General features: G+C 52.5%; 10 protein-coding genes. 6 read left to right on the forward strand and 4 right to left on the reverse strand.

Annotation, left to right across the window (positions count from 1 at the left end):
• Positions 1-17: 17 nt before the first annotated feature.
• The 3 genes from EDM58_RS12925 to EDM58_RS12935 all read right to left on the reverse strand — a co-directional run bounded on the left by EDM58_RS12925 (position 18) and on the right by EDM58_RS12935 (position 3541).
• Entirely contained in the window at positions 18-1286 is a 1269-nt protein-coding gene (locus EDM58_RS12925; protein WP_122913702.1) for a glutamate-5-semialdehyde dehydrogenase, read from the reverse strand.
• Positions 1287-1356: 70 nt separating this feature from the next.
• Positions 1357-2457, reverse strand: a complete 1101-nt coding sequence (gene proB, locus EDM58_RS12930) for a glutamate 5-kinase (protein ID WP_122913703.1) — start codon at positions 2455-2457, stop codon at positions 1357-1359.
• 367 nt (positions 2458-2824) lie between these two features.
• Positions 2825-3541, reverse strand: coding sequence for a DL-endopeptidase inhibitor IseA family protein (locus tag EDM58_RS12935; protein WP_122913704.1), 717 nt, complete (start codon positions 3539-3541; stop codon positions 2825-2827).
• Between the two features lie 185 nt (positions 3542-3726).
• Here EDM58_RS12935 and EDM58_RS12940 point away from each other — a divergent pair, with 185 nt between their 5' ends.
• From EDM58_RS12940 to EDM58_RS12955, 4 genes are all read left to right on the forward strand, one after another.
• The gene (locus EDM58_RS12940; RefSeq protein WP_122913705.1) at positions 3727-4140 is read left to right on the forward strand and encodes a hypothetical protein; all 414 of its coding nucleotides are present in this window, start codon (positions 3727-3729) and stop codon (positions 4138-4140) included.
• A gap of 135 nt (positions 4141-4275) precedes the next feature.
• Positions 4276-5001: an ABC transporter ATP-binding protein gene (locus EDM58_RS12945; protein WP_122913706.1), complete on the forward strand. Its 726-nt coding sequence runs from the start codon at positions 4276-4278 to the stop codon at positions 4999-5001.
• Positions 4994-6652 (forward strand): putative ABC transporter permease subunit, encoded by a 1659-nt coding sequence (locus tag EDM58_RS12950; protein ID WP_122913707.1) that lies wholly within the window; start codon positions 4994-4996, stop codon positions 6650-6652. Before EDM58_RS12945 ends, EDM58_RS12950 begins: the two co-directional genes overlap by 8 nt.
• A gap of 170 nt (positions 6653-6822) precedes the next feature.
• A complete protein-coding gene (locus tag EDM58_RS12955) occupies positions 6823-7944 on the forward strand; it encodes an S-layer homology domain-containing protein (RefSeq protein WP_122913708.1) in 1122 nt (373 codons plus the stop codon).
• Between the two features lie 72 nt (positions 7945-8016).
• Here EDM58_RS12955 and EDM58_RS12960 read toward each other — a convergent pair whose 3' ends face one another.
• A complete protein-coding gene (locus tag EDM58_RS12960) occupies positions 8017-8814 on the reverse strand; it encodes a hypothetical protein (RefSeq protein WP_246000706.1) in 798 nt (265 codons plus the stop codon).
• A 455-nt stretch (positions 8815-9269) separates the two neighbouring features.
• Here EDM58_RS12960 and EDM58_RS12965 point away from each other — a divergent pair, with 455 nt between their 5' ends.
• Both EDM58_RS12965 and EDM58_RS12970 read left to right on the forward strand, forming a co-directional pair.
• Positions 9270-11678: a 3-hydroxyacyl-CoA dehydrogenase/enoyl-CoA hydratase family protein gene (locus EDM58_RS12965; RefSeq protein WP_122913710.1), complete on the forward strand. Its 2409-nt coding sequence runs from the start codon at positions 9270-9272 to the stop codon at positions 11676-11678.
• 13 nt (positions 11679-11691) lie between these two features.
• A complete protein-coding gene (locus EDM58_RS12970) occupies positions 11692-12870 on the forward strand; it encodes an acetyl-CoA C-acetyltransferase (protein WP_122913711.1) in 1179 nt (392 codons plus the stop codon).
• Positions 12871-12887: the final 17 nt, after the last annotated feature.

Genomic DNA, 12887 nt, shown 5'->3' on the forward strand with positions numbered 1-12887 from the left:
GTTGCCTCCTTTCCGGACTATCTGATCTGACCATTGCCGCGTACGACGTATTTATAGGAAGTAAGCGCAGGCAAGCCCATAGGACCGCGAGCATGCAGCTTCTGTGTGCTGATGCCGATTTCTGCGCCGAAGCCGAATTCTCCGCCGTCCGTAAAGCGGGTTGACGCATTGTGATAAACTGTCGTGGCGTCCACCGTTGCCAAGAAGCGCTGAGCAGCGGCTTCGTCTTCAGTCACGATGGCTTCGGAGTGGCCGGTGCTGTGCAACGAAATATGCTCTAATGCGTCCTCCAGGCTTTCCACGGTGCGCACCGCAATAATCAGGTCGATGTATTCCGTATCCCAATCCTCTTCGTTTGCTTGCTTCAGGAAAGAGGAGAGCTCGGGATGCTGCTTTCGTGTCAGCTCGCACGCCCGAATTTCTACCCCGGCTTCATGCAGACGCTGCAAGAGATTGCGCTGCGAAGCGAGCGGCCATTCGCGATCGAGGAGAAGGCTCTCCGCCGCATTGCAGACGGAAGGACGGCTGGTTTTGGCATTCAGTACAATCGCTTCCGCCATGCCGTAGTCGGCTGTGCGCTCCACAAAAATATGGCAATTGCCGACTCCTGTCTCCAGTACAGGGACGCTCGCGGTTTTCAGCACGCGGGAAATCAATCCGGCTCCGCCCCGTGGAATGATCACGTCGATGAGACCGTTCGCGGTACACAGCATGTCGACGGATTCATGCTCGGCAAAAGGCAGGTATTGGACGGCCTCAGGAGACAGGCCGCTTTTCGTCAGAGCGTCGCGCATGCTCCGGGCGAGGGCGAGATTGCTGTTCACCGCGCTGTGGCTGCCGCGCAGAACGATGGCATTTCCGGTCTTCAAGGCAATGGCTGCGGCATCGATCGTCACATTGGGGCGAGCCTCGTAGACCATGCCGATCACGCCGAGCGGCACGCGGATTTGTTCCATGACCAGTCCGTTGGGACGAGTCCAGCTGTCCATCGATTGGCCGACCGGATCCTCCAGAGCGACGAGCTGCTGCAGACCGTCGACCAAATCGCGGATACGCTCCGGTGTCAGACGGAGACGGTCCAGATACGAGCTAGCTTGCCCATCTGCTTCTGCACGGGCCAAATCCTGCTTATTTGCTTCCAGAATGGCAGTCTCGTCTGCCAGAAGCTGTTCCCCGATCGCGGTCAACGCGTTGTTTTTCTCTTCGGTGGTCAACAATGCCCATTTGCGCGATGCTTGCTTCGCCAATCGCAATTGCTCCTGAAGCTGCTGCTTCCAGTTCCCCATAATCTCCCTCTCCTTTTCTCTCTCATCATTTTATAGAATCCGATGGCATACATCGGTTGAAACCGTTCGTTTAGATCGTCTCTGTCCACTGATCGCGATGGATCACGGTGCCGCTGCGTCGCGCTGTCTTGGCGGTAGAAAGAGATTCTGCCAGTTCTTCCGCTGCGAAACGGCTGACTCCGCGGCCGATCAGTTCGCCGCCACAGTACACCTCGATGACTTCACCAGGGGAGAATGTCCCGTTTACGTCGCGTACGCCAGCCAGAAGCAGGCTGCGTCTCTGCTCGAGAATCGCTTCTGCAGCGCCTTCGTCAATGGTGATCGAGCCGCGGGTAGGGGAGTGCAGCTTGATCCATTGCTTGCGAGTAGGCAAACCGCTTGGAGCGGGCTCTTCGGGCCGGTAATTGACATAGGTGCCGTTGCCGTCTCCGGACACGACTGCCAGCAGGTCTTGCGGTTGCTCCAATTTTCCGATAAAACTGGGGATCCCCAAGCCTTGTGCTGTCTTCGCTGCGATCAGCTTGGAGCGCATGCCTCCTGTTCCCAGCCGGGAAGCGCCTCCTGCTAGCTGTTCCACCTCTTCGGTCACTTCTGCCAGCCAAGGGATGCGCGACGCGTCGGCGTTGGAGCGAGGGTCCTTGTCGTACAGACCGTTGGTGTCTGTCAGGATCATGTACAAGTCGGCATGGACCAGACCGGCTACCAGGGCACCAAGCATGTCGTTGTCGCCAAACGTCAGCTCCGCCACGGAAACAGTGTCGTTTTCATTGATGATCGGCAGGATCTGTCTGTCGAGCAGCAAAGACAAGGTTTGGAACGCGTGCTGATAGCGTTCGCGGTCGGAAAAATCGCCGCGGGTCAAAAGAATTTGGGCCACACTGCACTGATGGGCGGCAAATAACTGTGTGTAGGTTTGCATCAGGAGACTTTGCCCGATGGCTGCTGCTGCCTGTTTGGCGGCGAGGGTTCGCGGTCGTTGCTGGTACCCCAGTTTTTGATAACCGCTGGCTACTGCTCCTGATGAGACGAGTACGACCTGATGACCAGCCTCGCGCAGGTGATTGACTGCCGAGACGAGCAGGGACATTTTTTCTGGATCGACCCCGCCATTTGCAGCTGCCAATGAACTGCTGCCCACCTTTACAACCAACCGCATTTTTCCCTTCTTCATCGTGCTTCCTCCTGATTTTCGTTGAAAATAGAAAAGCCCTCTCGTCACTTGAATAAGGACGAAAGGGCTTGATAACCTCCGCGGTACCACCTTACTTGACGTTTATAGCGAGAAGCGATGCTTCAGGCTGGTAACGTCCGGCTCTCTTTCTTGGATAACAGGTGAAAGAAACCTGTCCAGGTCATCCCTGGAAGCTCAAGGGTGGGTTCAAACTGATTCGAAGGACGAAATCTCTCAGCCAATGGATTTCGCTCTCTGGACCTGAAGGGCAGTTCTACTTTTCCCCGTCATAGCGACCGTATGCGCTTTATTAATCGCGTTATTAATTAACTATTATTCACTTTCCTTCACCGAAATGTCAAGGGGCTCATTGAAAATGTTCTTTTCCATAGGCGCCGGTACGGGATTCAATCTCAATGCGTTTGGTTTTGCTGTCCCGTCCGAGAAGATAGTGGAGCGTACGGTCATCAGGGGAGTAGGCAGGGTCTGTCACATTCTTGACAGTGACGCGCACGTGATCGTCCTGTTTTTGAACCGTCGTATTTCGTACAGAAATCATCATCGGATAATCCACATTTGGAATGGAGACATACAATTTCTTATTGACTTGCTTCGTGGACAGATTGTCGTACAGACTTTCTGCCAACGGTCGGCTCCAGTAGCGGTTGAAATGGGAGATGATTTTTTCCTTGGTGTCAAAGCGTTTGGGCAGCTCCCGATATTGCTTGCCGTCCTCCGTTACCGTTTTTCCCTTGTGCTCCAGGGTAGCGAAGTAGACGTCCGACACGACGTTCTCCGCACGGTTCAAAAACAGGACGATGTCCATTTTATTGTTGCCCAGCTTTTGTACTGCCGAAGAATGGACTGTCTTTTTCTTGTTTGATTCACCGGCTTTTTTGCTCTTTGTTTTGGCTGTCTTATTGTCTTTTTTGCTTTTTGTTTTCGTTTTGGTTGTCTTTTCGTCTTTCTTGCTTTGTGTCTTTGTAGTCTTTTCTTCTTTTTTCTCCCCGCCTTTAGAACCGGTGCAGCCCGTTATCAGAAAGGCTGCTACCAGCAGACAGACCCAAATGTTCCTTAGCTTCATTTTTTGCACCTCTTTGGCATTTTTACTTAGGGTGTGTGGGAGAGGGAGGGAATAGACGTGTTAAGATTTACCGTTGCCTGCTAGACCAAAATGAAAAAAGGAAACAGGATGGGGGTTGTCTCGCAACCTGAATATGTCTATCATGGAGGGAGCTATGCAGATCGAACAATTGAGGTGGAAAATAAATGTTTGGATTTGGGAAAAAGGCAAAGAAGCCGGATGGAATCGACATCCTGATCATTAAAACGAATGACGCGAAAAACCGCAACTTTTATCAAGTGGCATTCCCCAGCGTGTATGCCAATGACATTGTCTCTATGTTGAAAAAATTGGAAAAATCCAAATTGAACAGACGGGAGATTCTGGGGGATATCGGCGGCTTTCACCTTGCGACCCATCTGGAAGCACTGACCAGCTACGATGTGTTTGACGAGAATGACCTGGAAGCACAGCCTGTCATGATCCAGGATTTTGCCAGCATTTTGCTGCGCAGGCTGGAAGCAATCGATGAGAGCGGAGATGGGGATGATCCCGATCTGGCGTTTATCATGGGCGAGCTGACCATGCTTCGCGATGGAAGCTACGTACCGCCAATGTAAATAGCAGGTAGGCAGGCAAATGAGCTGGGTATTCACGATCCGGCTCTTCCATTTTTTTCAGTTACTTTTTCATAAGCAAATTCGTATGAAACAGAAGGGAAGTACGGAATTCTCTATGAAAGAGGAGAGGTTGCCATGATTGAACTAAATGGTGTCAGCAAAAGTTACAACGGTATTCGTCGGGCAGTGGATAACCTTGATTTGACTATACCTGACGGTGAGATATTCGGTTTCCTGGGTCCCAATGGAGCCGGTAAAACCACGACCATCAAAATGATTACGGGGATCATCAAGCCGGATGCCGGGCAAATCCGCATCAATGGAACCGACATTGCTACAGATCCGATCAAGGCAAAGCAGCGCTTTGGCTACGTACCGGACAGCCCGGATTTGTTTTTACGGCTGAAAGGTCTGGAATACGTCAGCTTTATGGCGGATATATACGGCGTGGAGCAGGATGTGCGCAACAGCCGCATCGAAACGCTGGCGAAGCGCTTTGACATGCAGGATGCGCTTGGCGACACCATCCAGAGCTACTCTCACGGCATGCGGCAGAAAATCGTCATCATGGGCGTATTGGTCCATCATCCCGAGGTGTGGATTCTGGATGAGCCCTTGACGGGACTGGATCCCAAATCCTCCTTTACTCTGAAGGAGATGATGCGCGAGCACGCTGACAGCGGCAGGACGGTGTTCTTTTCGACGCATGTGCTGGAGGTAGCGGAAAAGCTCTGTGACCGAGTGGCGATCATCAACAAGGGGAAAATCCTTTTCTGCGGCACCTTCCCGCAGATGCAGGAACACTTTCAGTCCCATCAATCGCTGGAAAGTCTGTTCCTGGAGTTGACCAAGCATGAATAACATCTGGCTGCTGACCAAAATCATGCTGAAAAACTCGAGCCGGCTTGGGTCAAGAAAAAAGGGCGGCGAGTGGAAAAGCTTGATGCTTGTAGCGCTGATGCTTATCGGGTTTTTGCCAATGATCATCAGCGGTGTCTGGTTTGTCGCGGAGCTGTACGATGGACTGGCGCAGATCGGCCAAGAGAGCGCCATTTTGGGATTGGGCCTGGCGCTTGTCTCCTGTGCGATTTTCGTGCTGGGCATAATCTACGTCATTACGGTTTTTTACTATTCGCAGGACGTGGAGCACCTATTGCCCCTGCCCTTGGCTCCAAGGGAAATTTTGGGGGCGAAATTTTTGGTCGCCTTGTTCTATGAATACCTGACCGAGTTGATCTTGATCGGGCCTTTGCTGGTAGTATACGGGGTCAAAAGTGACGCCGGTGTGCTGTACTATCTGTTTGCGATCATCCTTTTTCTCGTTGTGCCCGTTGTGCCGCTGGCGCTTTCCTCCATTCTTGTGATGCTGTTCATGCGGTTTACCAATATCGGAAAGCGAAAGGATCGCTTCCGACTGATCGGCGGGATCGTAGGGATTGGAGCGGTGCTGGGCTTCCAGTACTTCATTCAGAAGCAACGCAGCGCGATGGAGGACATCGAGCAATTGCAGCAGCAGCTCTTGTCCGGAGAGAATGTGCTGCTCAATCTCGCCACACAGCTTTTTCCCAGTACCAAGCTTGCTGTCCTGGCCTTGGTGGAAAGCGGATACTGGAGCGGGATGGGGTATCTGCTCGCCTTTCTCCTGGCAACGATAGCGGGATTCCTGGTTTTTTCCTTCGCAGGAGACCGACTCTACTTTGCAGGAGTAATGGGCATTAGTGAATCAGCAGGTACACGCAAGAAGGTAGAGGGGGATGCCTTTGCCAAACTGGCCCAAAAACGCTCAGCCTGGTGGTCCTTTGCCATCAAGGAATGGCGAGTGATCTGGCGGACCCCTGCCTATATGCTCAATTGTTTATTGCCAAGCCTGTTGATGCCTTTTCTGATATTGATTCCATTGGTGGGAATTCAGGAAAAAAAGGATGTGCTTGAAGCCATCCGCGGCTGGATAACAGGTACAGGAGGACTCAGCGTCGCCATTTTTCTTGCCGGCAGCATCGTTTTAGCATGCATGAACTCTGCTTCCGTGACAGCGATCACGAGAGAAGGGCAAGCCTTTTTTCTGAGTAAAAGCTTTCCGCTGCCTTTCCGCCAGTTTTTACTGGCAAAGCTTTTTCCCGGTACAATCCTGAGCATGCTCAGCATTCTGGTGTTGCTGGCTGTAGCGGCCTGGTTTCTGCCGATTACACCGCTGCTTGCTAGCTTGGCGGTATTGGTCTCCATACCTGGCGTGGTGCTGATGAATCAGTTCGGGTTTTTGATTGATCTACAAAGACCCAAGCTGGGGTGGACCTCGGAACAAGAAGCGGTCAAGCAAAATATCAATCCACTTTTTTCACTTCTGTTCGGGGTGCTGCTCACTGGGATTACGGTAATTGGGGTGGTCAGCTGGGGAGGTTCGCTGATTCCTGTGGCTTTGGTCCTATTCCTGGTATTTGGCATCCTCAACCTCTTGCTCTACCGGGTTCTGGTAAAAAAGGGACCTGAGTGGATGGATAAAATTGAAGAGTAACACTAATCCAACTGTCCTAGGTCTATAGGGCAGTTTCTTTGTTTTCAGGCGAAATCAGCTTTACATACTGGCAATAAATTGGTATTTTGTTTGACAGTGAGCTTATTACATTTTTCCCTATCGATATGAGGATAACAGATCTAGAAAAAGGTGGAAAGGAGAACGAAACGATGACTTTCAAGCGTATTCTGTTCTGTTTTCTGATGCTATTGCTGGTTGCGCAAAATGCTTTGACAGGAAGCGCCTCGGCACAAAGTCCCTATATGGATATAAGGGGACATTGGGCACAAGACGATATTGAATATTTGGCCAATTTAGGGATTTTGAAGGGGGATGGCAGGCAGTCATTTTACCCAGACAAACACATCTCGCGCGGGGAAGCGATCGCGTTGCTGAACCGGGTGTTTGAGTCGGTGTACGGTCCCCTCGCAAAGCCTGAACGCAAAGGCAACCTGGACTACCGGTACAACTCGCGTTGGGAGATCGAGCAGCTTCTGGCCAATCTGCGAGCCCTGTACCGCATCGAGACCGGCATTGTCACCGATTATGACCCGGGCGATCGCATGCTTTACTATTTGTACCTGGCTGAGAGCGGGAAGCTGATGCGCAAACCGGAAAAGGATAACCCGGAGTGGTGGCTTTCTTCGACGGCCCTGCAGCGTCCGCTCACTCGAGAAGAGGCGAGTATGGTGCTGTTCCATATGATGACCCCGCAAAAATTTCGCGGAATCAATATCAAGCCAGAGGATGCCAAGTCGTATTTCACCAGCTTTTACGAATGGAAACAGGACAGCTACTATCGAGACACCTACTCTCCATATGCGACCGCGATCAGTGAATACGGTCTGTTTGGCGCGTCTGACGAGTTCAACCCCTATGAGTACATGACTCGAGCGCAGTATGCTGTGGTCTTGACCCGTCTTCACAGCTTTTACGAGCGTGATGTCGTCAACCAGTTTACAGGGCCTTCCAACGCCCGTCATGTCAAGGCGGCACAAGCTTATTTGGCTGCAGCCAGCCTGGCTTACGAAAAAAACGATCAAGCAAGATTGTCGAAGTTTTTCGATTCGTCCATTTTGAAAAAATGGTCCGATTTCCCGTTTAAGCCCAAGCATACGGAGCATATCAATCTAACAGCCAGAATCGATGAGGGCAACAAGAAAAAACTGATCGTAGTGGGCCAGTACAAAGACAATGCAAACGGTACTTATCAGATCGAATATGTGTTTGAAGCAGATGAATACAGTCCGTTTGGCCGCAGGCTGGTCAACGTCATTTACAAGCAGAAATAAGGAACGAAATGAAGGGCGCCCATTCTCTACCCGGGTGCCCTTTTTTGTAACCAGAACGGTTAAGATCATTCCCTACCTTTGCTTATTCTTGACGTTCTTGTAGAGCAGGATTCCACCCATTGCGATGATCGCAAGAAAGCTTGCCCACGCCAGCAGGGGGAAAAGTGACAGTTCGAGTACGGATAAGCCCAGATGCGTTTGCCACCCGACCGCGATTAAGCCGAGCAAGTAGAGGAGTCCAGTCAGATGAATCCACCAGCTGCGAAGCTGTTCCGACAGCGCATGCTTTGCCAGCAGGGCGGCGACGGGAATGATCTGCAGGGCGTGAAAGCCTATGCCGTGCAGCCAGATAATGTTTCCGTCCAGACCGGTATACCGGCTCTGGAGGAAGGAAATCCATACCCCGCCCGCCATGGATAAGAGGACGGCGATCATCGAGTAACGGATGCCCAATACAAGTTCTGGATGAAGATTGTACGCTTTTTTACGGAAGAATGACAGACCGAAAAACAGATAAAACAAGACCAAAAGGAGAGCAACAAAAGCAAATGTGTTGGATACAACGTAATCAAAGGGACTGCCGTTGCTGTGAAATCTGGGGTCTACGCCGCGAAAGTTCTGTACGTTTTCTGCAAAATAAGAATAAAGGGCAAGCAAGATGTAGCTCCACCGGAAAACGGTTCTGCTGATCCGGCTCATCCCCGAAAATGGACTGATTGCAGCCGTCGACAGCAAAAAGATGCCGAGTGCAGCGTTGAAGGAAAACGCTTTTGAGACATCGCCTTCAGAGCCGACAGATGCCCCGTACAGCAAGACCCAAACGGCGCATATTCCAGCAAGCAGAAAACCAAGCAATCCAGTGAGGACCAACCCTCTTTCTCCCTGAAAATAAGAAATGTGGGGAATTGTATTCCCTTCTGTCTGATTTCGCACAATACCTCACCCAATCGTAAAAAATGTGATAGGTCGAGTGTATGGTATAGAGCCAGGAGGGAGTAATGACCGCGAGGAGGAACTTTTTGGAACGCAGGTTTGATTATCCTGTACGTCTAAAGACTTACATTCATCTTGCAAGAGACAGAATTTTCGATTACAATGACAACTGAACGCTGATTCAGTTTGTGGAACCAAACATCTCATGGCTCATCCGGCCGCAAGTGAGATGTCATTTTTTCCCCACAAAATGAATGAGTATTCATTCAAAACATCAGATGATTTACATGACAGAACGACAGCCAAAAACGTATAATGAATAGGAAAAGCACGCTATTCAGAAAATTTTTATGATTGCCGCATAATCGATCATAACTGAGGAGGATTTGGTGATGGAACGCAAAATTCGCAAAGCTGCCGTTCTCGGGTCTGGCGTGATGGGGGCCGGGATCGCCGCACATCTGGCAAACGTGGGAATTCCCGTCTATCTGCTCGACATCGTGCCGCGTGAACTGACGGAGGAGGAGAGCAAAAAAGGGCTTACCTTGGATGATGCTGCCGTCCGCAACCGGATCGCGCAGGCTGGCAAGGATCGTCTGCTCAAGGAAAAACCCGCTCCTCTCTATGATAAGCAATATAGTGAGCGGATCACAGTTGGGAATTTCGAGGATCATCTCTCCTTGCTCGCGGAAGTGGACTGGATTATCGAGGTCGTGGTGGAGAATCTGGCAATCAAGCAGAAGGTGTTCGCCATGATCGAGGAAGTGCGTCAACCAGGCACAATCGTCTCTTCCAACACATCGGGAGTTTCCATCAACGAGATGAGCGAAGGCCGCTCCGAGGAGTTCCGCAAGCATTTTCTCGGGACGCATTTCTTCAATCCGCCTCGCTATCTGAAGCTGCTCGAAATCATTCCAGGCACGGATACAGACCCTGCCATCGTGGACTTCATGATGCAGTTTGGCGAGCGGGTGCTGGGCAAAGGAACGGTCCTTTGCAAAGATACGCCCAACTTCATCGCCAACCGGATCGGTACATACGGCTTGCAGGTCTCGATCCAGGAGATGGTCAAGGCGGGACTGGGTGTCGACGAGGTAGACGCGTTGACCGGACCTGTGATCGGTCGTCCAAAGAGCGCCACTTTTCGCACGCTGGATGTGGTGGGACTGGACACCTACGTGCACGTCGCCAACAACGTAAAAAACAAAAGCTCCGATGAGGAAGAAAAGGCTGTCTTTGAAATACCGGAGTTTGTCTTGCAGATGGTCGAGCGGCGATGGATCGGCCAGAAGGCGGGCCAAGGCTTCTTTAAACAAATCAAAACCGCCCAAGGAAAAGAAATCCATGCGATCGACACAGCGACGCTGGAGTACCGTCCAAGCGTGAAGGCGAAATTCCCCTCCCTCGATGCCGCCAAGACGGCAAAAGCCTTGCCTGAGAAGCTGAAGGCGCTCGTCTACGGCAAAGACAAGGGAAGCGAATTCGTCTGGAACGTCTTCAAAAAGGTTCTCTTGTATGCCGCGGACAAGACGTATGAGATCGCAGACGATATCGTGGCGGTCGACCAGGCGATGAAATGGGGCTTCGGCTGGGAGCTGGGGCCGTTCGAGACGTGGGACGCCATCGGTGTCGAGAAGTCGGTCGCGCGTATGAGAGAAGAAGGGGAGAGAATCCCTGCCCTCGTGGAAGAGCTTCTGGCAAGCGGAAAAACCTCGTTCTACCAGAAGCAGGAGGGACGTCTCTCGGTCTTTTCGATCGGCGGCAAGTATAAGGAAGTCGAGAGCAAAAAGGAAAAAATCAATTTGGCGGCGCTCAAGGAGCAGGGCAAGCTGATCAAGAAAAACGCCGGCGCTGCCTTGATCGACCTGGGAGATGGCGTGGCTTGCCTGGAGTTCACCTCTCCGAACAATGCATTAGGCATGGATGTCCTGCAAATGGCGAATTTCGCCGCAGAGGAAGTGAAGAAAAACTACCTGGGTCTCGTCATCGGCAACCAGGGCAAGAACTTCTGCGTGGGCTTGAATCTGGCGATGGCGCTGATGGAGGCGCAGGACGAGAACTGGTTCGAGCTCGACATGCTGGTGACCAATTTCCACAAGGCGGCGCGTGCCATCCGCTACATGCATCGCCCAGTCGTTGCCGCACCTTTCGGCATGACCTTGGGCGGCGGAGTAGAGGTCAGCTATCTTGCGGACCGGGTGCAGGCATCAGCTGAGACCTATCTCGGATTGGTGGAGGTAGGCGTGGGCTTGTTGCCAGGTGGCGGCGGTACCAAGGAAATGCTCTTCCGTGCCATGGAAAATGTGCCGCAGGGCGGTACCGTCCCGGTCGATCCTTTCCCGTTCGTCGCTCGCGCTTTTGAGACGATTGCGATGGCTAAGGTGTCGACAAGCGGTCACGAAGCGATCAACCTGGGCTATCTGCGCCCGACAGACCGGATCAGCGTCAACCCGGATCATCTCTTGTACGATGCCAAGCAGCTGGTGCTCGAGATGGATCGCGCTGGCTACACCCCGCCAGTACCGCGCAAAGTCCGCGTCATCGGGGATACCGGCTACGCGACATTGCGCCAGAACGTTTACGCAATGAAAAAAAGCGGCTACATCAGCGATCACGATGAACTGATTGCCAGCAAAATCGCCTATGTTCTGTCCGGCGGCAACCTGCCAGCAGGGACCGAAGTGACCGAGGATTACATTTTGGAGTTGGAGAAGCAAGCCTTCCTGGAGCTGATCAAGACTCCAAAATCCCAGCAGCGGATGCAGCACATGCTGACGAAAAACAAGCCATTGCGCAACTAGGGGGGTAAAAAGGATGAGAGAAGCAGTGATTGTCGCAGGTGCCCGCACCGCGATCGGCCGAGCAAAAAAAGGAAGCCTGAAGGATATGCATCCCGTCGATATGGGAGCAGAGGTGATTCGCGACCTGCTGCGCCGAGTTCCGCAGTTGGACCCAGCCGACATCGAAGACGTGATTATCGGGAATGCCGTACCGGAAGCGGAGCAGGGTATGAACATGGCGCGATTGATCGGACTTCGCGCCGGATTGCCGACGAATGTGTCGGGCATTACGATCAACCGTTTCTGCTCCTCCGGCTTGCAGACGATTGCGTACGGCGCCCAGCAGATCATGGTGGGCGGCGCAGATGTCATCGTGGCTGGCGGCGTGGAAAGCATGAGCCTTTTACCGATGACAGGGCACAAGGTGGCACTCAACCCGACGCTGGTGGAAACCTTGCCGGAAGCGTATATGGGCATGGGACACACAGCGGAGGAGGTAGCGAATCGCTACAACATTTCCCGTGAAGACCAGGATGCGTTTGCCCTGACCAGTCATAAGCGGGCAGCAGCAGCCATAGCGGCTGGCAAGTTCCAGGATGAGATCGTGCCGGTCACGGTGAAGCAGCATGCTTTTGATCAAAACGGAAAACTGGTGGTCAAGGAGCGCGTCTTCACTACGGACGAGGGGCCGCGACCGGACAGTACGCCGGAAGCGCTCGCCAAGCTGAAGCCAGTCTTCAACGTCAAGGGGAGCGTCACGGCAGGCAATTCCTCGCAAACGAGCGATGGTGCGGCAGCCGTGTTGATCATGTCAGCGGAGAAAGCGGCAGAGTTGGGCGTGGAGCCGATCGCCAAGTTCCGTTCCTTTACCGTCGGCGGGGTAGACCCGGATGTGATGGGGATCGGTCCGGTCGTTGCGATTCCGAAGGCATTGAAAATGGCTGGCCTGACGATCGAGGATGTAGATCTGTTCGAGTTGAACGAAGCGTTCGCTTCCCAGGCTTTGGCAGTCATTCGCGAATTAGGACTCGATCAGGAAAAGGTAAACGTCAACGGCGGTGCCATTGCTTTGGGGCATCCGTTGGGCTGCACAGGCGCTCGCTTGACCGTCTCGCTGCTGAATGAAATGAAGCGTCGCGGCGGTAAATACGGTGTCGTTACCATGTGCATCGGCGGCGGCATGGGTGCAGCGGGCGTTTTTGAAATGATGTAAATCAATCCAACAATTTC

Origin of the sequence: Brevibacillus panacihumi (genome assembly GCF_003710985.1) — a bacterium.
GTDB lineage: Bacteria > Bacillota > Bacilli > Brevibacillales > Brevibacillaceae > Brevibacillus > Brevibacillus panacihumi.

Excerpts from the sequence above, each read along its gene's own strand:
- EDM58_RS12925 (WP_122913702.1), bottom strand. The coding sequence starts at position 1,286 with ATGGGGAACTGGAAGCAGCAGCTTCAGGAGCAATTGCGATTGGCGAAG.
- EDM58_RS12970 (WP_122913711.1), top strand. The coding sequence starts at position 11,692 with ATGAGAGAAGCAGTGATTGTCGCAGGTGCCCGCACCGCGATCGGCCGA.
- proB (WP_122913703.1), bottom strand. The coding sequence starts at position 2,457 with ATGAAGAAGGGAAAAATGCGGTTGGTTGTAAAGGTGGGCAGCAGTTCA.
- EDM58_RS12945 (WP_122913706.1), top strand. The coding sequence starts at position 4,276 with ATGATTGAACTAAATGGTGTCAGCAAAAGTTACAACGGTATTCGTCGG.
- EDM58_RS12955 (WP_122913708.1), top strand. The coding sequence starts at position 6,823 with ATGACTTTCAAGCGTATTCTGTTCTGTTTTCTGATGCTATTGCTGGTT.
- EDM58_RS12950 (WP_122913707.1), top strand. The coding sequence starts at position 4,994 with ATGAATAACATCTGGCTGCTGACCAAAATCATGCTGAAAAACTCGAGC.
- EDM58_RS12940 (WP_122913705.1), top strand. The coding sequence starts at position 3,727 with ATGTTTGGATTTGGGAAAAAGGCAAAGAAGCCGGATGGAATCGACATC.
- EDM58_RS12965 (WP_122913710.1), top strand. The coding sequence starts at position 9,270 with ATGGAACGCAAAATTCGCAAAGCTGCCGTTCTCGGGTCTGGCGTGATG.
- EDM58_RS12935 (WP_122913704.1), bottom strand. The coding sequence starts at position 3,541 with ATGAAGCTAAGGAACATTTGGGTCTGTCTGCTGGTAGCAGCCTTTCTG.